Source organism: Peribacillus simplex, from assembly GCF_001578185.1.
GTDB lineage: Bacteria > Bacillota > Bacilli > Bacillales > DSM-1321 > Peribacillus > Peribacillus simplex_A.
In genome coordinates this window covers 3,936,581-3,957,728 of record NZ_CP011008.1, presented here as the reverse complement: position 1 = coordinate 3,957,728, position 21,148 = coordinate 3,936,581, and the positions used below count along the sequence as shown (strand labels likewise).

The 21,148-nt window shown below is 43.2% G+C and carries 16 protein-coding genes and 1 other annotated feature; of the genes, 10 read left to right on the top strand and 6 right to left on the bottom strand.

Annotation, left to right across the window (positions count from 1 at the left end):
- Positions 1 to 9 precede the first annotated feature (9 nt).
- On the bottom strand, positions 10 to 642 hold the full coding sequence (locus tag UP17_RS18450) for a GNAT family N-acetyltransferase (protein ID WP_061464406.1): 633 nt from the start codon (positions 640 to 642) through the stop codon (positions 10 to 12).
- Between the two features lie 333 nt (positions 643 to 975).
- Here UP17_RS18450 and acsA point away from each other — a divergent pair, with 333 nt between their 5' ends.
- The gene (gene acsA / locus UP17_RS18445; RefSeq protein ID WP_061464405.1) at positions 976 to 2,694 is read left to right on the top strand and encodes an acetate--CoA ligase; all 1,719 of its coding nucleotides are present in this window, start codon (positions 976 to 978) and stop codon (positions 2,692 to 2,694) included.
- Between the two features lie 166 nt (positions 2,695 to 2,860).
- Here acsA and UP17_RS18440 read toward each other — a convergent pair whose 3' ends face one another.
- A complete protein-coding gene (locus UP17_RS18440) occupies positions 2,861 to 5,872 on the bottom strand; it encodes a transglycosylase domain-containing protein (RefSeq protein WP_081108882.1) in 3,012 nt (1,003 codons plus the stop codon).
- Positions 5,873 to 6,019: 147 nt separating this feature from the next.
- Positions 6,020 to 6,236, top strand: a binding site (T-box leader).
- Between the two features lie 68 nt (positions 6,237 to 6,304).
- On the opposite strand from UP17_RS18440, the gene tyrS reads away from it, so the two are divergent.
- The gene (gene tyrS / locus UP17_RS18435; RefSeq protein WP_061464404.1) at positions 6,305 to 7,561 is read left to right on the top strand and encodes a tyrosine--tRNA ligase; all 1,257 of its coding nucleotides are present in this window, start codon (positions 6,305 to 6,307) and stop codon (positions 7,559 to 7,561) included.
- A 93-nt stretch (positions 7,562 to 7,654) separates the two neighbouring features.
- On the opposite strand, the gene rpsD is transcribed toward tyrS, so the two are convergent.
- Positions 7,655 to 8,257, bottom strand: a complete 603-nt coding sequence (gene rpsD, locus UP17_RS18430) for a 30S ribosomal protein S4 (protein ID WP_061464403.1) — start codon at positions 8,255 to 8,257, stop codon at positions 7,655 to 7,657.
- A 566-nt stretch (positions 8,258 to 8,823) separates the two neighbouring features.
- Positions 8,824 to 9,303, bottom strand: a complete 480-nt coding sequence (locus UP17_RS18425) for a GAF domain-containing protein (protein WP_061464402.1) — start codon at positions 9,301 to 9,303, stop codon at positions 8,824 to 8,826.
- 153 nt (positions 9,304 to 9,456) lie between these two features.
- On the opposite strand from UP17_RS18425, the gene refZ reads away from it, so the two are divergent.
- Positions 9,457 to 10,113 (top strand): forespore capture DNA-binding protein RefZ, encoded by a 657-nt coding sequence (gene refZ, locus UP17_RS18420; protein ID WP_061464401.1) that lies wholly within the window; start codon positions 9,457 to 9,459, stop codon positions 10,111 to 10,113.
- Between the two features lies 1 nt (position 10,114).
- Here refZ and hisJ read toward each other — a convergent pair whose 3' ends face one another.
- Entirely contained in the window at positions 10,115 to 10,918 is an 804-nt protein-coding gene (hisJ, locus tag UP17_RS18415; RefSeq protein ID WP_061464400.1) for a histidinol-phosphatase HisJ, read from the bottom strand.
- A 168-nt stretch (positions 10,919 to 11,086) separates the two neighbouring features.
- Here hisJ and ezrA point away from each other — a divergent pair, with 168 nt between their 5' ends.
- From ezrA to rarD, 7 genes are all read left to right on the top strand, one after another.
- Positions 11,087 to 12,781, top strand: a complete 1,695-nt coding sequence (gene ezrA / locus UP17_RS18410; protein WP_061464399.1) for a septation ring formation regulator EzrA — start codon at positions 11,087 to 11,089, stop codon at positions 12,779 to 12,781.
- A 200-nt stretch (positions 12,782 to 12,981) separates the two neighbouring features.
- Positions 12,982 to 14,130: a cysteine desulfurase family protein gene (locus tag UP17_RS18405; protein ID WP_061464398.1), complete on the top strand. Its 1,149-nt coding sequence runs from the start codon at positions 12,982 to 12,984 to the stop codon at positions 14,128 to 14,130.
- Positions 14,127 to 15,338, top strand: a complete 1,212-nt coding sequence (gene thiI / locus UP17_RS18400) for a tRNA uracil 4-sulfurtransferase ThiI (RefSeq protein ID WP_061464397.1) — start codon at positions 14,127 to 14,129, stop codon at positions 15,336 to 15,338. The genes UP17_RS18405 and thiI overlap by 4 nt, the downstream gene beginning before the upstream one ends.
- A gap of 82 nt (positions 15,339 to 15,420) precedes the next feature.
- Positions 15,421 to 15,627: an alpha/beta-type small acid-soluble spore protein gene (locus UP17_RS18395; protein WP_034309203.1), complete on the top strand. Its 207-nt coding sequence runs from the start codon at positions 15,421 to 15,423 to the stop codon at positions 15,625 to 15,627.
- A gap of 134 nt (positions 15,628 to 15,761) precedes the next feature.
- Positions 15,762 to 17,345 (top strand): acyl-CoA synthetase MbcS, encoded by a 1,584-nt coding sequence (mbcS, locus tag UP17_RS18390; protein ID WP_061464396.1) that lies wholly within the window; start codon positions 15,762 to 15,764, stop codon positions 17,343 to 17,345.
- A 147-nt stretch (positions 17,346 to 17,492) separates the two neighbouring features.
- Positions 17,493 to 19,094 (top strand): amidohydrolase, encoded by a 1,602-nt coding sequence (locus tag UP17_RS18385; RefSeq protein ID WP_061464395.1) that lies wholly within the window; start codon positions 17,493 to 17,495, stop codon positions 19,092 to 19,094.
- A gap of 74 nt (positions 19,095 to 19,168) precedes the next feature.
- A complete protein-coding gene (rarD, locus tag UP17_RS18380; RefSeq protein WP_061464394.1) occupies positions 19,169 to 20,098 on the top strand; it encodes an EamA family transporter RarD in 930 nt (309 codons plus the stop codon).
- Between the two features lie 92 nt (positions 20,099 to 20,190).
- Here the strand turns inward: rarD and UP17_RS18375 are convergent, their stop codons facing one another.
- Positions 20,191 to 21,018, bottom strand: a complete 828-nt coding sequence (locus tag UP17_RS18375; protein WP_250211692.1) for a protein-glutamine gamma-glutamyltransferase — start codon at positions 21,016 to 21,018, stop codon at positions 20,191 to 20,193.
- Between the last annotated feature and the right edge of the window lie 130 nt (positions 21,019 to 21,148).

The following is a 21,148-nucleotide window of genomic DNA, read 5'->3' as shown; positions in this document are numbered from 1 at the left end:
TACGCCTCTTTAATACATGAACCGATTCATAAAACGCAATTGGTCGAATTTCTGGATGGATTCCGGCGGCACTCTTTTGCCAATGCGGGCCATCAGGCAGTTGGCCGGGTGGGAACTGATTTCAGGATCATCCGTAGCAAAGTAGACCAAGTCGCCGGCACTCATCATTTTTTCCATGACCTTGCGATAGTCCCAAATATTCAGCCCTGTCCCTTTCAAGTCCCAATGCCAATAGTATTCAGTGGTGATGATGATGAAGTCTTCGACCGAATCGTCTTCCATGGAAAGGCTGATTAAGTTCTTCCCGACGGAGGCACCCCGGTATTTAGGGATGACCTCGATTGCACCAAGCTCTATCAGGTCCTCCATCTTGATTTCCGACCAGCGTTCCAAGGGATCGGGATATAAATAAGTTACATAACCAACGATGGTTTCCTTTTCACGGGCGATAAAGATCCTGCCTTCAGGCAAGTCAGCAATCTCTATTAAAGCTTTATGCTGCAAAGCAGGCGGGCGGAAGGCGACCAAGTCTTCGTGAAACTCATAAGCGGACATTTTTTCCCCGTTTAACGGCCCCTCGATGATGAGCGTCCCGCTTAATGTCTGCAGTTCCTTAGTATAAAAGGTCTTATTATATTCCATTCTTTCACCACCCTTGTAAAATAGTAATCTTATAACTCTCGCATTCAAGCATAAGGAGCATTGCTTTTAAAACTGGCCGAATGGAAAGCTTACATAAATTATACATAAAAAAAGTGGCATAATGCAGAAAGTTCAAGGTTTATATGAATCTTTTGTTACAGTGCTTCCCATATATCCGCTATCGATATGAACTCATAATAACTATAAGATTTTCAAAATTCATCAAGAAAGATTTTCCCTAATATGGAAGTGTTGAATATTTTAAAAATTGAGATAATTGCGTTTTTATACTATAATGAAAATATAGAGCCGAATAGAGGGGGAGTTTGCCATATGAATGTGAAAGCGTTGCCAGTAGTGGAAGGTAATTTTAATTTAAAGAATTACGATGAAAAATACAAGAAATTTGACTGGTCCGAGACGGAAAAGGAATTTTCCTGGTCTGAAACAGGTAAAGTGAATCTTGCATATGAAGCCATTGACCGCCATGTTGAAACATATAAAAAGAACAAAGTAGCCCTTTATTACAAAGACGATAAAAGAAATGAAAAGTATACTTTCAAGGAAATGAAAGATTATACGAACCAAGCGGCCAATGTGTTCAGGAACATTGCCAATGTGGAAAAAGGCGATCGCGTTTTCATCTTCATGCCACGCTCCCCGGAGCTTTATTTTGCATTGTTGGGTGCGATTAAAACGGGGGCGGTCGTAGGGCCGTTGTTCGAAGCCTTCATGGAAGGCGCGGTAAGGGATCGCCTTGAAGATAGTGAGGCAAGTGTGATAGTGACGACCCCTGAGCTTTTGCCGCGCGTCCCAGTAGATGAATTACCCCATTTAAAACATATTTTCCTAGTGGGGGAAAATATAAAAGAAGAAGGAAAGTATCATCACTTCAATAAAAAGTTAAAAGAATCGGACAAAAAATTCGAAATCGAATGGGTAGATCGGAATGACGGCCTGATTCTTCACTATACCTCAGGTTCCACAGGGAAGCCAAAAGGGGTGCTTCACGTTCATAATGCGATGATCCAGCATTATCAAACGGCAAGGTGGGTCCTTGATTTGCAGGAAGAGGACGTGTATTGGTGCACAGCGGATCCTGGATGGGTGACAGGGACGTCTTACGGTATCTTTGGACCGTGGCTGACAGGAACCTCCAATGTCATTGTAGGTGGGCGATTCAAGCCAGAATCCTGGTATAAAACCTTGGAAGACTTTGGTGTCACGGTATGGTATAGTGCTCCGACAGCCTTTAGGATGCTGATGGGTGCAGGTGATGAAATCGTTAAACGGTTCGATTTGGGTTCTCTCCGCCATGTTTTAAGTGTCGGTGAACCGTTGAACCCGGAAGTGGTGCGCTGGGGAATGAAGGTATTCAATCACCGTATCCATGATACATGGTGGATGACGGAGACCGGGGCTCAGGTCATATGCAATTATCCTTGCCTGGAAATCAAACCGGGTTCGATGGGTAAACCGATTCCTGGTGTGAAAGCGGCAATAGTGGATGATCAAGGCATCGAGCTTCCACCGCACAGAATGGGGAACCTGGCCATCAAGAAAGGATGGCCTTCGATGATGAAGACTGTCTGGAATAATGAATCAAAATATGAATCTTACTTTATGCCAGGTGATTGGTATGTTTCCGGTGATTCCGCTTATATGGATGAAGATGGTTATTTCTGGTTCCAAGGCCGGGTTGATGATGTCATCATGACAGCAGGGGAAAGAGTCGGACCTTTCGAAGTGGAAAGCAAGTTGGTCGAGCACCCAGCCGTAGCTGAAGCGGGGGTCATCGGTAAGCCCGATCCAGTTCGGGGGGAAATTATCAAAGCATTTATAGCCCTCCGTGACGGATACGATGCAAACGATGAGCTGATTGAAGAAATTCGCCAATTCGTAAAGAATGGTCTCGCAGCACATGCGGCGCCGCGTGAAATTGAATTCAGGGATAAACTTCCTAAAACAAGAAGCGGGAAAATCATGCGCCGTGTCTTGAAAGCTTGGGAACTGGATCTCCCAACTGGTGATTTATCATCGATGGAGGATTGAAACGCTGGGCATCCTGATTTTAGATGAAAATTAAAAGGCATCCATGGTCAATTGCATGGATGCCTTTTTTTTGAGTTCGGGAACATTAGTCGAATCAGTGTGGGAGATTATAATGAAACAGGCTGTCGGGAAATCCCCGACAGCCTGTTTCACTTCAAAAAGAGTGTCATTCTTCCTCTTCTTCAGCTTTATCTGTGTCTTTATCTTTATCATTGACTGTATCTTTATCTTTATCATTGACTGTATCTTTATCTTTGTCGGTCTCTGTATCTTCTTTGTCTATATTCCCTTTGTCTTGATCTTTGTCTTGATTTTGCTCTTTATCTATATCTTTATCTATATCTTTATTTGTGTCTTTTTCTTTTTCTTTATCTGGTTTACCGTTCTCTTCTTTTGAGTCTGGTTTTTTAACTTCTTGAGTTATTTTATCATTTCCGCGATCATCTTTATTTTTAGTCGAATCTTCTTTTGAACCTGTCTTTTTAGCGCCGCTTTCAACACGCTGAGAAGGGGCTGATTCTTTACCGACTATGTCTACGGCCGTTACATAATAGGAACCGCCTGAGCCGACTTTGTAAACAAGACTCTCACCAGCATTGATGCTCGCCACTTTTTTGCCGTCTTTATAGACACGATAACCGACGACATCTCCTTCATGATGCAGGCCCCATGTAATCTTATCGTTACTGATCGTTATGGATAGGGGATCGGGTACTTTGCCATTATCATTCAATTTCGCTTTCGCCCCGACGACATTTCCTGATTTTTCGCCTCCGGGAATAACGGATCCCGGGTCAATCACATATTGCAATCCGATATCTGCGAACGAATCTGGATTGAGCATGAACCCGCCGCTCGTGAATTCGCCAGGTGTTTGCGGAAGGGCTGCGTAGCGTTTACTGCCGACTGATACATATTGTCCATCTATGAAACTATCATCCGCCTTGGATGGAGCATATTTGGCGATGAATAAATCTGATTTTACAAGCCCTGCCTTTTGGCATGCACTTGAAGGGAGCAGTCCTGAAACGGCACAGAAGGAACGGCTGACAATTCCGCCAGGCATTTCAAACCGCTTATCGGGATCGACGAGTTTCGGGTCGACTTTATATGCGGCATTGATCAGATCTGCCCAATAATATATATTCCGTTTATTATATTCAAGACCATTGTAGGTCCCTTGCAAGGATTTCGGTGTATCATAACCCAGCCATGTACCGAATGATACATTAGGGTTGGTGGCGACGAACCATGCGTCCCAGTAGTTTTGGGAAGTTCCGGTCTTACCTGCCCAATCGCTTGAGAAAGCAAGTCGGTTCCTGACCGAAGCGGCCGTCCCGCTGTTTACGACATCGCGCATCATATCAAGCGTCAGGTAAGCGGCTTGTGGTGAGAAAACATCCACTGGTTTCACTTTATGCTGATAGATGACCTTGCCATCTTTCGAAACGATTTTATCGATCATATAAGCATCGATGAATTCCCCTGAATTGGCAAATGTGCCAAACGCGTTGACGTTTTCTTCAACGGTTACACCTTTGTCCATGGCACCTAATGACATGGACAGATGGGAGTAATCCCCTTTCGTCACGGTGGAGAATCCCATTTTCTCTAAATAGGAAGCGGGGCTCAGGTTGATTATTTTCTTGTAAAAGAGCGCTGCCGGAATATTATAGGAATTCTTTAAGGCCTCGCGGGCAGTCGATACTCCCGTATAGCTGCCGCCGCCATAGTTTCCTGGGCTCCACGCTTGGCTGCCTGCCGGAATGGAAATGGGCACGTTGGCCGATACGCTGCCAGGTGAGATTTTGCCCAGCTCGATGCCTGGACCATATATGAGCAAAGGCTTCATCGTTGATCCGTTTGATCGATGTGATGCGGTTGCATGGTTCGTCTGTTTCCGCTTGAAATCACGGCCACCTACGAAACTGATGATTTTTCCTGTTTTATTTTCGATTAGAATAGCCCCGGCTTCAACGGGCTCGCCCGCTTTATCGTATCCGAAATTCGGATAGTTTTTCGTAACTTCCTGCATTTTATCATATATCTTTTTATTGACCGTCGTATAGATCTGATAGCCGTTTTGACGCAGCTTGCGATCGGCAAGTGCTACATATTGTTCTTTTAAATCTTTATCCTTTAAATCTTTCTCTTCATATCCATCTTCTTTTGCCAGACTGACAGAAAGGATTTCGATGGAGCGTTTTTCAATTTCCTGGGTGAGCCAAGGATATTTCTCCGATGGCAACGCCTTTTTACCGATAAAGTCTTTGGTTATGTCGTATGCGCTTGCTTTATCATACTCTTCTTTTGTTATGTATCCATTACTATACATCCGTTTTAAAACGGTTTTCATCCGGTTGATGCCGGGTTCTTGATTTTCTTTCAGTTTTCCTTGCTGGGTATACGGTGTATAACCGAAAGGACTTTGCGGCAATCCAGCAATAAAGGCAGATTGGGGCAGTGTCAGATCTTTGGCCTCCACGCCGAAAATACCTTCAGCGGCGGACTCTACACCAGCGATGTTCCGACCGGAAGAATTTCGCCCCAGAGTGGAGACATTTAAGTAGGTTTCCAAAATCTCTTCTTTTTCAAAGAACTTTTCGACCCGGAGTGCAAGCAGGATTTCTTTTGCTTTCCGATCAAATGATACTTCGTTGGTCAGGATTTGGTTTTTAATGAGCTGCTGTGTTAAAGTGCTTCCTCCCGATTGGACGGATGCATTCGTAAATTCCTGGTAAATGGCACGCAGGATAGCTTTCGGGACAACCCCGTCATGTTCATAAAAATACTCATCTTCTGTAGCGATGACTGCATTTTTAAGATACTCCGATACTTTATCGATGGACACTTCTTCACGCTCAAGGTCACTCTTAAGCTTGCCCAAGTATACGTCATCAGCAAAGTATACCTCAGAGGTCTCTTCGTAATTGTAGATGTCTTTTTTTAAATCTTCCTTTGAGCGTACCGGCTCATCTTTGACGAGGGCAGCGAAATAGCCAGCTCCAACGCCGCCTGCGAATGAGAATCCTAGAACCCCAACAATAATGAGGATCAACGTTAGGTTCCAAATGACTTGGTATGTAACCCTTGCATTTTTTTGTGTTTTTTCATTTTTTAAAAAACGGGTTATCTGTTTCCATGCTGTTTGAAATCTATCTTTTTGATTATTATTCATCGTATCATACCCCCTGAAATCACATATATTATAGCATATAACACGGAAAGGAAAGGCGAACTTTCATATTTTTCTAGAATCTGTAAGGGTGATGTTGACAATGAATCTTATGTATGATAAAAATTTATTAATAATAAAATTTATTAAAAAAGCGCGATGATAGGACCCAGTAGTCAAACTATCCCTGTTTTAGAGAGCCGGTGGTCAGTGGAAATCGGTACACATGGTGAGATGAATTACTTCCTGGAGCATTTACTGTGAAATGATTAGTAGCAGGAAACGGTTGACGACCGTTATTCGTCTCGAGCGGAGGGCGCATTATGTCCTCAAGTTGGGTGGTACCGCGAATTTATTCGTCCCTTCATATTATATGAAGGGGCGTTTTTGTATGCTTTTTGCGGGATTTTTTCGGATTGAAGGAGGAATTGTAAAATGGAATTGCTAAAGGAACTCGAGTGGAGAGGGATTATTTATCAACAAACGGATGAAGAGGGTTTTAAGGACCTTTTAGAAAAAGAGAAAATTTCTTTATACTGTGGTGTAGATCCAACCGCGGATAGTATGCACATCGGACATCTGCTGCCATTCTTGACAATGCGCCGTTTCCAGCAGCACGGTCATCGTCCCCTTGTGCTTGTAGGAGGAGCGACTGGACTTATCGGTGATCCAAGCGGTAAAAAAGAGGAACGCCAGCTGCAAACGCTGGAAAAAGTCCTCTATAATGCCGACTGCCTTAAAGGACAGCTATCCCACATCTTTGAATTCGACGGTGAAAATGGTGCTGTCATGGTCAATAACTATGACTGGATAGGTAAAATCGACATGGTTACGTTCTTGCGTGATTACGGGAAATACATCGGCATTAACTACATGTTGGCAAAAGACACGGTTGCTTCCCGTTTGGAAACAGGGATTTCTTTTACGGAATTCGCGTATACAATTTTACAAGGGATCGACTTTAGCCATTTATACGATAATCATGACTGTAAGTTGCAAATTGGCGGAAGTGATCAGTGGGGCAATATTACGACCGGTCTTGAAATGATTCGTAAATCGCATGACGAGGAAGCGAAAGCGTTCGGCATGACGATTCCGCTTGTGACGAAAGCGGACGGAACCAAATTCGGTAAAACGGAAGGCGGGGCGATTTGGCTTGACCCGGAAAAGACGACTCCGTATGAATTTTACCAATTCTGGATCAATACAGCGGATGCTGATGTCGTGAAATACTTGAAATTCTTCACATTCCTATCACGTGAAGTAATTGAAGAGTTAGAGCAGTCCGTACAGTCCGAACCGCATTTGCGTAAAGCGCAAAAAGCCTTAGGGGAAGAAATGACCCGTTTGATTCATGGTCAGGAAGCTCTTGATCAAGCAATCAAAATCTCTGCCGCCCTATTCAGCGGTGAGGTGAAGAATTTAAGTGCAGCGGAAATCAAATTGGGCTTTAAAGATGTCCCTAGCTTCGAACGTGAAAGCAAGGAAGATATCGGCTTGGTCGATTTAATCGTTGAAGCGAAAATTTCGCCTTCAAAGCGTCAAGCCCGTGAAGATATTCAGAATGGGGCAATCTCCATAAATGGGGAGAAAGTGACTGATCTGCAATATGTAGTGACGGAAGCTGCCAAGATTGAAGGGGAGTTCATCCTCGTTCGACGCGGTAAGAAGAAATATACATTAGTAAAATGATTGTTCAAGGCCCGGCTGAATTACAGCCGGGCTTTATTTTGAAGTGTTTAGTGCCAAAAAAACCCCCATCCAAGGATGGGGGTTTTGAAGTTATTAACGAGAGTAGAACTCAACGATAAGAGCTTCGTTAATTTCAGCAGGCAATTCAGAACGTTCTGGTAAACGAGTGAAAGTACCTTCTAATTTCTCAGCATCGAAAGTAAGGAAATCAGGTACGAAGTTAGTTGCTTCAACTGATTCTTTGATGATTGAGAAGTTGCGTGATTTTTCACGAACTGAGATTGTTTGTCCAAGAGTCACTTTGTAAGATGGGATGTCTACGCGGCTTCCGTCTACAGTGATGTGACCGTGGTTAACAAGTTGACGTGCTTGACGACGTGTACGAGCTAAACCAAGACGGTAAACTAGGTTGTCAAGACGTGATTCAAGAAGAACCATGAAGTTTTCACCATGTACACCTTTAAGTTTGCCAGCGCGGTCGAACATTGAACGGAATTGACGTTCAGTGATTCCGTACATGTGACGAAGTTTTTGTTTCTCTTGCAGTTGCATTCCGTATTCAGAAATTTTTCTGCGTTGGTTAGGACCATGTTGTCCTGGAGCATAAGGGCGTTTTTCTAATTCTTTACCAGTACCTGTTAGGGAAATTCCTAAACGACGGGATAGTTTCCAGCTTGGGCCAGTATAACGAGCCATAGGATGACTCCTCCTTTAAATGTTTTTATTTTGGTAAAATAAAAACCGTGTGAATGTACGATCATGACCATTTTGTTTTCATGTACCTTCGCCCTAGCAGCAGAGAGTTACGAGATACACCTCTGTATTGAGGAACAAAATGAGAACATAAAGGCTGTCACATAGGCTGCAATATTTTACACAAGGAGTATTGTATAATATTCTGCTCAATGAGTCAAGGATAGTTGCGATTAAATAAGGGAAGAGAATCGCAGCGGGAAGAGACAATACATTTAAATAACACTATTTTTGTATGTTTCATGGTTGGTTTCCCGGCATTCCTTGGGAGCCCTTATAGGTATCGTTCCCACCTAGTTCTTTTGCATCGTTTTTTGCGAATCGTATAAATAACTAAAAAATAGGCAGTTATCGGTGTTTCCCATTGGGCAGAAGGTCAATCGAATAGTGTGATAGAGGTTAAGGGCCAGGCGTTTTATATTGGGAGGAATTAAGGGAAGGACCGGATGCAAGTACATGGGATCCTGTAATGGAGAGGGGAGCAGGCAGGATTGCCGCTCCCTTTAACTTTATAATTGCTTGGAAAGGATTTCTGCGAACTTCTCCAGTCCCTGCTGATCGATTTCGTCAAATCGGTCCGTGACCGGGCTGTCGATATCGAGGACCCCGAACAATTTGCCATCCTTCATGAGCGGTATGACAATTTCAGATCGCGATGCTGCGTCGCAGGCGATATGTCCAGGGAATTGATGGACATCCTCGATGCGCAGGGTTTTTTCAGTTGCCGCTGATGTCCCGCATACGCCTTTACCCATTGGGATGCGAACACAGGCTGGAAGTCCCTGGAAGGGTCCCAGTATTAATTGGCCTTCTTCGAATAAATAAAAGCCGACCCAGTTAATCTCATCAAGAAACTGATTAAGCAGAGCTGCCGCATTGCTTAAATTGGCTATCCAGTTCGTTTCATCCTCGATTAAGGCAAAAAGTTGTTTCTGGACAAGTTCATAGTTTTTTTCTTTTTTTCCTTGATACATTTCGACATTAAACAAAAGCGTTCACCTGTCTTCCGCATATTATTACAGCACTTTCTAATATGTTGCTTTATTGTTGGGAAATTGTCGAGAACTTACTAAAGGATTCAGGCTCTTCCGTGCAGAAATAGTCCATAAGACTTGTCTCAAAGAAAGCGAGGGATTGCCTAAATGAATCGCCAGACGCCAACGAAACAAGCCATTGTGGAAGCTGCACTGCATTTATTTCATTTAAAAGGCTATCATGCCACATCCATACGGGATATTGCGAACAAAGCGAAAGTGAACGCTGCAAATATTGCCTACTATTTTAAGAATAAGCAGGGATTGCTGGAATTCTGTTTCACTTCCTATTTAGAAGAGTATATCCTGGTCCTTGATACGAACATGACACTGCTGGACCTTAAAGGCCCCCAGCATTGCTTGATGAATCTAGTGATGGATATTCTCGATTTCCAGAGGGAAAACTTCCTGGCTGCACGGTTCATATATGGGGAATCTTCACTAGATTCCAATTTAAACCGGGAAATTCATTCGACCTATTTTACAAAGGAAAAGTCTTATTTTCAATATGTTTTGGAACAAGGGATTAAGAGCAGGAGTTTCCAGCAGGTCTCCATTCCCATGTATATGCTCCAGTTGAAGGGCCTGCTAACGGCTCCTGTCCTTCATACCCATTATGCGATGGATGTGCTTCATGTGTTCCCGCAGGAAGCCTATTACACGAATATTTATGCCAATGAAGTCGGACGTTTTCTGCAAGATACCCTTTTCATTGCCGAAGACCTACAGCCACTGTTAGCGGGCCGGCCTGAAGTGTATACATGAGTTACCCATTAAACTCTGCAATCAGCGCCTGATGGCCCTGACCCAAATCTTTAGCCTGATGGGCATCTGAACCATAAATAAGCGGAATGCCGAGATCGAAAGCACGCTTTGCAAACCTTTCTGGAGGATAAGGCTCACCGCATAGCGGCTTTACAAGGCCGGCTCCATTATAATCAAGTTCATACTTTTGTTCCTTGATCAAATCCAGCACCTTGTAAACGCGCTCGTCAAAACTTAATGCTGGCGGATATCGATGCTGGAATTTATGGACAAGCGTAATATGCCCGATCCGCTTAGGTTTATAAATGCCTAAATCAGCTTTTATCGATTTTTCCAGAGTATCGTAATATTTGGCATACACCGATTCGACTGAACCTAGTTCATTGGCAATCTCACCAAACCCATTTTCACTGAAATCGATGCAATGCCAATTGCTTTGATGCTTGATGAAGTGGACGGAAAGTATACTGTCATCAAGGAATTCTCCGATTTCGTCGAGGAATTCTTTTGTTTCTTTTTCATAACCCTCTATGAAGTCAACCTCTAGACCTCTTTTGATCAGGATTTTGTCTTTATAGCGTTCTTTCAGTACGCGGAGCTCCTGAAAGTAATCCAGGAGCAGGGCAGCGTCCATGCCGCTGTCTTTTTCAGGCGTAGGATCTTGAAAATCTCGTGGCAATGGAGCATGTTCCGTAAATGTGATTTCCTTTAATCCTAGCTCGATTCCCCGCGTAATATATTCATCGAATTTATCCGTAGAGCCGTGAGGGCAAAACGGAGTATGTACATGACCGTCAGCTTTCATAGTCCTTCCCTCCCAAAAAACAGGTATTTGTAGCAATTTTCTACAAAAAAATCATTTTTCTCATCAAAAATTATTGCTAACATGGTATCATAAAAGCATTAAATTTAACATTTTTAAAATTGATATATAAACGAGCAAGACTGTAGGGACTAGAACAGGGGGCTTACCATGGAGTACATACTTGGGGTAATTGTATTAATTTTGATTTTCATCATTTGGGGTTATTTTTTCAAAAAGAGATATTTTAAAGAGATCGATCGACTGGAATCCTGGAAAACGAGCATCATGCACCGCCCCGTGCTAGAAGAGCTTTCTAAAGTCAAACAATTGAACATGACAGGTGAAACAGAGGAAATGTTCGAAAACTGGCGCATTGAATGGGACGCTATCATTACGGACCATATGCCCGAAGTCGAAGAGCTTTTATTCGATGCAGAGGAGTCCATCGATAAATACCGTTTCAGCCGGTCAAAAGAGGTACAGCGCAAAATTACAGTCAAGCTGAATGAAATCGAGGAAATGATCAAAAAGATCCTATACGAATTGAATGAACTCGTAGGCAGTGAGGAAAAGAACCGATTGGAAATTGAGGATATTAAAGAATCCTACCGTCAATTGAAGAAATCCTTGCTTGCACACAGGCATAATTACGGGAAAGCGGCTGATAAGCTGGAAAATTCCTTGGATGAAGTATTGCAGATCCTTCAGAGGTATGAAGAAGAGACTGTGAACGGGAATTATTTGAATGCGAGGGAGCTCGTTCTTTCCATTAAGGAGAAATTGGCGATCTTGGCCGTTAAAATGGAGTTGCTCCCAAAATTATTGGTTGATAGTCAATCCGAGCTGCGCTCCCAGCTTCATGAATTGAAGGATGGCTATGAGGAGATGTCGGGACAGGGTTATCTGTTGAGTCATATCCAATTCGAGCAGGAAATATCAAGGCTTGAGGAAGAACTGAATCTTTATAAAGCACAATTGGAAAATGCCGAAACGGAAGCTGTGGATAAAGGCATTAAAGATATGCGCGAAAGCATTGAGGTGCTTTATGACCTTTTGGAGAAAGAAGTGCTTTCAAAACAGTATGTCTTGAAAAATGATGAAGTCCTCAGGAAAACGATAAGTGACCTTGAATATGAGAACGATAAACTTAAAGTTGAAACCATACATGTTCAACACACGTATCATCTAACGGAAAATGAGCTAGATGCACAACGGAAGATGGAAAAGCAGATTGCCCAGATTTCGAAACGCCATCAATTGCTCGTCTTGAAGATGGAGGATAATGTGATGGCAAGCTCGCTTATCAGCGAAGAGATGCAGGGGCTGGCAGTACAGCTGAAAGAATTACAGGAAAATCAAAAAGAATTCACCATTAAATTACAGGCTTTACGAAAAGATGAAATGGATGCCAGGGATTCACTGGCCGAATTAAAACGCAAAATGGTCGATACTGGCCGTTTAATTGCAAAAAGCAATATTCCAGGTCTTCCTGAAGAGTATAAAGCGGTGCTTCAGGATGCCAAAGAAAGCATGGATGACGTTCAGGGTAAACTTGAAGAAAAGCCGCTTGACATGGCCGCTGTTTATATTTATTTGGAAAAAGCTGTCCAACAGGTGAGTGCGGTCCACGAAAAAGCTGATGAATTGATTGAACATATGTATTTGGCCGAAAAAGTGATTCAATTCGGAAACCGTTATCGCAGCAGTCACGATACAGTTGCCGATAGTCTCAGGGAAGCGGAAGCCAAATTCCGAAGCTATGAATATCAAGCTGCATTGGAAACGGCAGCCACGGCCATTGAAAAGGTCGACCCAGGCAGTTTGCGAAAAATTGGAACGAACATAGAAGAAGTTCTTTCCTGAAAACCCGCCATGGCGGGTTTTTTCTTTTATCGGATCCTGAATTAGTTTTCTGCCGAAATTGAAAAATGGGATCGATAGGGCTGTGTTTTACATTCTCTTTCAAATCCAATTATGTTAATATTAGAAGTCGCAACAGCTACACTTGAAACGGCATTTAGAAGAGTGACCAACATAGATACAAAAACATGGAAGGTGAACCCATGATTTATTTTGACAATAGTGCAACAACAAAACCATATCCTGAAGTAATCGAATCATTCATGAAGGTTTCTTCGGACTATTTTGGAAACCCCTCTTCGCTGCATGGACTTGGGGTGCAATCCGAAAAATTACTTTCTGCTGCAAGAAAGCAAATCGCTGATTTATTAAAGGTGAAGAGCTCGGAAATATATTTCACTTCCGGGGGGACGGAAGGGAATAATCTTGCCATTAAAGGAGCCGCCCTCTCTCAGAGAAATCGGGGAAAACACATAATCACGACGGCAATCGAACATCCTTCTGTAGAAGACGCATGCCAAGCATTGACGAAAATGGGTTATGAGATCACATATCTTCCCGTTAACGAATTTGGGCAAATTGATTTAAACGATCTTAAGCATGCATTGAGGGAAGATACCATTTTAGTATCCGTCATGCATGTTAATAATGAAGTTGGCTCTATCCAGCCGATTGCTGAAATGGGAAAATTGTTAAAGCAATACCCACACGTGCTCTTTCATGTCGATAATGTGCAGGGGGCAGGCAAAGTTTCTTTATCAATACGTGATGCAAATGTGGATTTATGTACAATTTCCGGACACAAGGTGCACGGCTTGAAGGGGACGGGCATCCTTTATGTTCGTGAAGGCGTTCGGGTCGATCCGCTTTTCCACGGTGGCAATCAAGAAACGAAAATCAGGAGCGGCACCGAAAATGTTGCGGGAATCGTCGCCCTTTCGAAGGCTTTTCGTATTAGTATGAGCAATCAATTGCTGTGTCATGATAAGCTGCAGCAAATCAAAAATTATTTATATAAAGGTTTGAAGGAACTGGACGGGGTGTTGATTAACAGTCCTGAAAAAGGTGCACCCCATATTGTGAATTTTTCCGTACCGGGACTCAAATCAGAGGTATTGCTGCATGCGCTTGAATCGGAAGGGATATATGTTTCGACGACTAGTGCCTGTTCTTCGAAAAAAAGGACGGTAAGCAAAACGGTGGATGCGATGTTCCATAACCAAGCCCGTTCCGAAAGTGTGATCCGAATCAGTACTACCTATGGCAATGAGATGGAAGAAGCGAAGCAAGTTCTGGCGGCGATACAGAAAATAGTCGCTAATTTAGAAAAAATAATGAGGGTTGCAAAATGAAATTTGATCATATAATTATCCGTTATGGAGAAATCTCCACGAAAAAAAGAAACCGTAAAGGCTTTGTAGACAAAATGAAGGCGCATATCCGCTGGAGTTTAAAGGATATTGAAGGAGTAGTGCTAACAGCCAACAGGGAGCGGATGTACGTTCTCCTGAACGGTGTGGACCATAAGCCTGTCATTGACCGATTGAAAGGCATTTTTGGGATCCAGTCTTTAAGCCCTGCGATAAAAATAGAACGCGACTTAGAAGTGATGAAAACGGCAGCGTTGTATTACCTTAATCATACTCTTGAGGAGGTAAATACATTCAAAATCACGACAAAACGCGCAGATAAGGATTTCCCATATAATACCGATGAAATTAACAGGGCACTCGGCGGGCATTTGCTTCGGAATACAGAAAATTTAAAAGTGGATGTAAAGAACCCTGATTTGAACCTGCTGGTAGAAGTGAGACGCGAAGCCGTTTATTTGACGGGTGAAATCATCCAGGGGGCAGGCGGTCTTCCATTCGGTTCAAGCGGAAAGGCAATGCTGATGCTTTCAGGCGGGATTGATAGCCCTGTTGCAGGATTCCTTTCGATGAAACGCGGATTGGACGTAGAAGCGATTCATTTTTACAGCCCGCCTTTCACAAGTGAGCGTTCACGTCAAAAGGTCATTGATCTGGCAGGCAAGCTTGCTGAAATAAGTGGAAGCATGAAAGTGCATATCGTTCCATTTACTGAAATTCAATTATTGATTCAAAAACAGATCCCGGAAAACTACTCAATGACAACAACTCGACGTTTAATGATGCGGGTCGCCGATCAAATCCGTGAAAAGGAAGAAGCCATGGCACTGATCACCGGTGAAAGCCTTGGACAGGTTGCAAGCCAGACGATGAGCAGCATGTTTGCCATCAATGAGGTGACGAATACACCGATCCTGCGTCCGCTGATTACGATGGATAAAACGGAAATCATCAAAATCGCAAGAGAGCTTGATACTTTTGAAATATCCAATCTGCCGTACGAAGATTGTTGTACGGTCTTTACGCCGGCAAGCCCAAAAACGAAACCGAAACGTGAAAAAGTCAATTACTATGAGAGCTTCGTTGACTTTGAATCATTGATTGAAAAAGCGGTCTCCGAAACAGAAATATTGACGGTTAAACCGGGTCAGACATTCGATAGGGAAGAAGCGATGGAAGACTTGTTTTAATATCCTGTAATTACCAATGATATTGTGCGAATGAAGCCATGTGTTTTAACACACTCTATAATCACAAGGAGGTGAAAAACTCATGGCAAACAACAACAGCTCAAACGAATTATTGGTACCTGGAGTGGAACAAGCTCTACAACAAATGAAATATGAAATCGCTACAGAATTCGGCGTACAACTTGGTGCCGACACAACATCTCGCGCTAACGGTTCAGTTGGTGGAGAAATCACAAAACGCCTTGTTCAAATGGCTGAACAACAATTAGGCGGAGGATTCAACAGATAATTTAATAAATATGGCTACAGAGAGCGGGTTCTAACACCCGCTCTCTTTATTATTTGTAAAAATAAATAGAAATATTAGAGAAGTATCTTGTATAATGAGTAGGTACTAAGAGTTCATAATTGGAGGGGAAGAATATGAAGCGTGAAGACTTATTGGCTCCGGAACATTACAACTTAGTGAGTGAAATGGAACGTTTTGCAAAAGATCCAGAAAAAGTTGCCGTCCTCTGGGAGAACGAAACCGGAGACAAAAAACAACTTACATATGAGAATTTATTAAAGAGTGCAAATAAAATTGGAAATGCCTTCAAGAAAAAAGGGCTTGGTAAAGGTGATACGGTCCTTATTATAATCCCTCGTTTGGTAGAAGCCTATCAAGTGTATTTAGCCGCATTGAAAATTGGCATGATTGTCATCCCTTGTTCTGAAATGCTTCGTGCCAAGGACTTGCAGTATCGAGTCAACCACGGTGATGTTAAAGGAATCGTCAGTTTTCATGAATATACTCATGAATTGAATGAAATAGAGGGAGCAGAAAGCCTTCTGAAGTTTTCAATCGGAAAACGAATGGAAAATTGGCTGGATTTGAATGAGCTTGCCGATGATGAATCCGATCAGCTGCCAATGGCCGACACGAAGAGTGAGGATATGGCGTTCTTATCGTATACTTCCGGAACGACAGGTAATCCAAAAGGGGTTGTCCATACACATGGATGGGCTTATGCCCATTTAAAAACGTCTGCTGCAAACTGGCTGGGCATCAGCGAAGGGGATGTGGTTTGGGCAACGGCAGGCCCAGGGTGGCAAAAGTGGATCTGGAGTCCTTTCCTGGCTGTATTGGGAACGGGTGCAACAGGTCTTGCCTATCATGGGAAGTTCGAGGCGAAAAAATATCTTCAGCTGCTTCAGGGATACAAAGTGAATGCGTTATGCTGCACACCAACCGAGTATCGGTTGATGGCAAAGGTGGATAACCTTGATGACTATGATTTATCCCATCTTCATAGTGCAGTATCAGCGGGAGAGCCTTTAAATCAAAAAGTGTTCGAGGTCTTTAAAAACCATTTCCATATTGAAGTGCGCGATGGATATGGACAAACCGAAAATACCCTTTTGGTAGGTGTAACAAAAGGCATGGATATTAAATTGGGCTCCATGGGCAAACCGACTCCCGGCAACCATGTGGAAATCATTGATGATTCCGGTAAACCCTGTTCTCCTGGTATAGTGGGGGATATTGCCGTACATATCGATACACCTGCTCTCTTTAAAGAATATTTTAAAGATCCCGAGCGGACATCGAAGCAATTCCGTGGGGACTATTATATCACCGGCGATCAGGCGAAAATGGATGAAGATGGTTATTTCTGGTTTGAGGGTCGAACTGATGATATCATCATCAGTTCGGGATATACCATTGGACCTTTTGAAGTGGAAGATGCACTCGTTAAGCATCCATATGTGAAAGAGTGTGCCGTTATAGCAAGTCCTGATGAAATAAGGGGAAATGTGGTCAAGGCGTATGTCGTCTTGATGGATGATATCGATCCGGACAGCCAAGATTTGATCAAAACGCTTCAATCGCACGTAAAAGAATTGACTGCTCCATATAAATATCCAAGGAAAATCGAATTTTTAGATGAGCTTCCCAAAACGACATCGGGTAAAATCAAACGGGTGGATTTACGGAAAAGGGAAGAAGCACTACTTAATAATTAACGAAAGTATTTCCGTCAGCCCCCGGCTGACGTTTTTTTTATTAACAGAGGCTTGCATAATCATAAATATGGGAATCCGTGAATTGAGATGGTACACTTACTGCATATCTGAAGGGAAAGAATCATTTAATAAGGAGTGTAGAGCGGGATGGGAACGTTATGGTTCAATGGGGCGATTTATACGATGATTAAAGAAAAAGATCAAGTGGAGGCACTCTTCACTGAAAAGGGGGTAATTGTTGATACCGGCAGCATTGACTATTTAGAACGTAAATATGCCGGCAATATTTCCAGGGAAATCGACTTAAAAGGACAAACGATGCTGCCAGGGTTAGTGGATAGTCACCTTCATTTGGTCGGGCATGGTGAAAGACTGCTTCGTCTAGACCTCTCTTTGATGGATAGCAGGGAGTCCATCATGGATGCCTTGAAGGAAAAGTGCTCAAAGACCCCTGCTGGAAAGTGGATTGTTGCCGAAGGGTGGAATGAAAATGAATGGCCCAGTCCTGAATTGATTTTACGGGATGAGCTTGACGCGATATCGACAGAACATCCCATCGTATTGAAAAGGATCTGCCGCCATGCCTTGGTGGTCAATTCCTGCGCCCTTTTGGAAGCGGGTATTAAAGAAGGTATAAAAGAACCGTCAGGCGGGGTGATCTGCCGCTATCCAGAAGGACGGTTAAATGGTTTATTTAAAGAAAACCAGGCGCAGAACCTGATTTTAGACAGCCTTCCTGGCATTGACCAAGAGTATATCGAAAACGCACTCATAGAGGCCATAGAAGACGCATATAAGCTAGGTTTGACTGGCGGACATACTGAAGACCTCCATTACTATAATGGCTTCCTTCCGACATATCAGGCGTTTAAATCGGTAATCGAGGACAGGGAAATGGCCTTTCGCGCCAATTTACTCGTCCATCACGAAGCGTTAGAAGAAATGCTGAAAGCAGGCGGCAGCTATCAAGAAGGTACGCGATATATCAAGTTCGATAGCATGAAGATATTTACCGACGGCTCCTTAGGCGGACGCACAGCCCTGTTAAGCGAACCCTATGCAGATCAAAGGGATACGAACGGTGTCGCGATATTTACTGAGCATGAGCTTCAGGAATGGGTGAAAAAAGCAAGGGATGCCGGAATGCCGATTGCTGTCCATGCCATTGGCGATCTCGCTTTTGAATATGTCGTGAATGCAATTGAAGCCATCCCCCCAAAGGAGGGACAGAGGGACCGGCTCATCCATGCGCAGATCGTCCGGCCGGAGCTGCTGGAGCGGGCGGCAAAACTGGAGGTCATATTTGATATCCAACCAGGTTTCGTCACGTCTGATTTTCCGTGGGTGGAAGAAAAGGTTCCAGCCAATCTATTGGATTCCTCCTATGCCTGGAAAACCTATTTGAATATGGGCATCATTTGTGCGGGAGGGTCAGATGCGCCTATAGAGCCATTAAATCCAATTTTGGGCATCCATGCTGCTGTCACAAGGACGAAAATCAACAGTGAGGACAGTACCGTATATGGCTTGGATGAAAGGCTCTCCGTTCATGATGCCTTCGCACTTTATACAAAAGGGAGTGCTGCAGCAATCGGCCAGGAAAAACGCCGCGGTCAGATCATCAAAGGGTACGATGCAGATTTTACCGTGTTTAATCTGGATGTCTTTGCTGTTGCGCCGGATGATCTCCTGAAAGTTGAGGCGGTCATGACGGTCATCGATGACAGAATCATGTATGATAAAAAATAACAGTTGCAAAAAAAGAAATGGATACGCAAAATAGTTAGAATTCGATAAAGGAATTAATGGAAAGAAGGCAGGTTATGAAAGTGGATGAACAAAAAGAAGGGGCGATCTATGCAGCCCTTTCTTATATGATGTGGGGAGTCGTGCCAATTTACTGGAAGTTCCTTCAGGGAGTCGGAGCTACAGAAATCTTGGCTCAGAGGGTATTATGGTCTTTCGTCTTCATGCTGGTTTTATTGATGTTCATGAAAAAACGACAAGCGTTTCTTGATTATGTCAAAAACATATTGGGAAATCCCAAACTCTTTGCGGCGTTACTAACGGCCTCACTGCTCGTTACAGCTAATTGGGGAGTGTTCATCTGGGCCGTTAACTCAGGACGGATCCTTGACACGAGCCTTGGATATTATATCAATCCGCTAGTCAGTGTACTATTGGGAGTGATAGTTTTAAAAGAAAAATTGAGCGGGGCACAGATCATGTCGTTCCTGCTTGCAGGAATCGGGGTCTTGATCCTAGGCATTCATTTCGGTACGATCCCGTGGGTCTCTCTTGTTTTGGCCATGACCTTTGGATTATACGGCCTGGCAAAAAAAATGATCAAAGCCGAATCGGCGATCGGGCTGACGCTCGAAACGATGATGGTAACGCCTCTTGCCCTGGGTTACCTGATATACTTGATGAACCAATCAGAAATGCAATTCTTTACAGCAGGAAGCACAAGCTTGCTGTTGGTGGGCGGTGGGATTGTCACGGCCTTGCCTCTTTTATATTTTGCAAAGGGGGCGGAGAAGATCCCGTTATCGATGCTTGGGATTTTTCAGTATATCGCTCCGACCTTATCCTTATTGATCGGGGTATTCGTCTATCACGAAAGTTTTACAAAAGCGCATCTTTTAGCCTTTTTGTTCATATGGTCAGCCTTGGCTGTTTATACACTATCCATTACGAAATGGGGTCAGGCAAGTGCACGGAGGTTTAAAGGCAAAGGGAACATCGGTGCGTGAATAAGAAAAAATGCTTGGTGGTTCCATCCCCAAGCATTTTTTAATTGCCGATATTTAAAGAAACCGGTTTTACGGCAGGAGAATTGCTTGAGTCATGAAAGGTAAATCTTCGGACCTATTTCAGAAACAATCAAATCAGATAGGGTAACAAGACCGTGAACGGGCTTTGCACGGGAGATAGTTGGTTGGAATTGTCTATAGTAGGAACTATCCAAGCTAATGATATGCTTTGTTAGGAATGCTGAGATGGCGGCATTCGGCTTTCTATTGCTATTTAGTTCATCGATGATACCCTCTGCATTGGTAATCCCGATCCCGTGGCCATAAAAGAGGTCTTCTCCTAATAATATTGCATTCTCACCTTGCCATTCAGGTGTTTCCTCATCGTGATCGGGGTTTTTGAAGTAAAGGCAATCCCCTGGTAAATAATCCGTTCCTTGATGAACATGAAGAGCCATATTCTTCGGAGGGCGCCAGTCATATAGAAATAAGCTTGAAAAAAGATAGTCGAAATTCCTAGGGCCGATTAAATCCAAAATGGCCTTTAAAAAAGTGACGACTATCGCTGTACCGCATTCGAAAGCGTAAAGCGTTCCATTCAAGAAAATGTCCAGGAGTGCAACATGAGGGGCAATCCCTGGCTGAAGGGTAAAGGTGCCATCCTTTGAAAGGCGCCAATATTGTTTATTGGATGCCGATTCCTCAAGTGTGGAAAATTCTGCATCACTTTTATCCAACGCAAAAGCTGCCTCGATGACTCGGTGCCTCAGTTGTATATCGAAATTAAGGTATCCAAAGCTCCGATATTCAAAAATGTTAGAATCTTCCGCTAGCAATTGGAGAATTACAAGCGATTTAGCAGATGCTATACCTGGTTGGATGTGACTGACATCTAATAATTTGTGATTAATCTTTATCATGATCATATCCACCTTTTGCTTTTGAAATTAAGGGCTTATAAAACCAGTACACAAAAAATGTCCACAGGTTATGCTCATTATATGAATACCTGCAAGGAAATGACTCTTTGAACGTGTCAGGCACGTAAGC

Bases quoted from the DNA above. Each gene is read 5' to 3' on its own strand.
- UP17_RS18450 (WP_061464406.1), bottom strand. From the start codon at position 642: ATGGAATATAATAAGACCTTTTATACTAAGGAACTGCAGACATTAAGC.
- acsA (WP_061464405.1), top strand. From the start codon at position 976: ATGAATGTGAAAGCGTTGCCAGTAGTGGAAGGTAATTTTAATTTAAAG.
- UP17_RS18440 (WP_081108882.1), bottom strand. From the start codon at position 5,872: ATGAATAATAATCAAAAAGATAGATTTCAAACAGCATGGAAACAGATA.
- tyrS (WP_061464404.1), top strand. From the start codon at position 6,305: ATGGAATTGCTAAAGGAACTCGAGTGGAGAGGGATTATTTATCAACAA.
- rpsD (WP_061464403.1), bottom strand. From the start codon at position 8,257: ATGGCTCGTTATACTGGCCCAAGCTGGAAACTATCCCGTCGTTTAGGA.
- refZ (WP_061464401.1), top strand. From the start codon at position 9,457: ATGAATCGCCAGACGCCAACGAAACAAGCCATTGTGGAAGCTGCACTG.
- hisJ (WP_061464400.1), bottom strand. From the start codon at position 10,918: ATGAAAGCTGACGGTCATGTACATACTCCGTTTTGCCCTCACGGCTCT.
- ezrA (WP_061464399.1), top strand. From the start codon at position 11,087: ATGGAGTACATACTTGGGGTAATTGTATTAATTTTGATTTTCATCATT.
- UP17_RS18405 (WP_061464398.1), top strand. From the start codon at position 12,982: ATGATTTATTTTGACAATAGTGCAACAACAAAACCATATCCTGAAGTA.
- thiI (WP_061464397.1), top strand. From the start codon at position 14,127: ATGAAATTTGATCATATAATTATCCGTTATGGAGAAATCTCCACGAAA.
- UP17_RS18395 (WP_034309203.1), top strand. From the start codon at position 15,421: ATGGCAAACAACAACAGCTCAAACGAATTATTGGTACCTGGAGTGGAA.
- mbcS (WP_061464396.1), top strand. From the start codon at position 15,762: ATGAAGCGTGAAGACTTATTGGCTCCGGAACATTACAACTTAGTGAGT.
- UP17_RS18385 (WP_061464395.1), top strand. From the start codon at position 17,493: ATGGGAACGTTATGGTTCAATGGGGCGATTTATACGATGATTAAAGAA.
- rarD (WP_061464394.1), top strand. From the start codon at position 19,169: ATGAAAGTGGATGAACAAAAAGAAGGGGCGATCTATGCAGCCCTTTCT.
- UP17_RS18375 (WP_250211692.1), bottom strand. From the start codon at position 21,018: ATGATAAAGATTAATCACAAATTATTAGATGTCAGTCACATCCAACCA.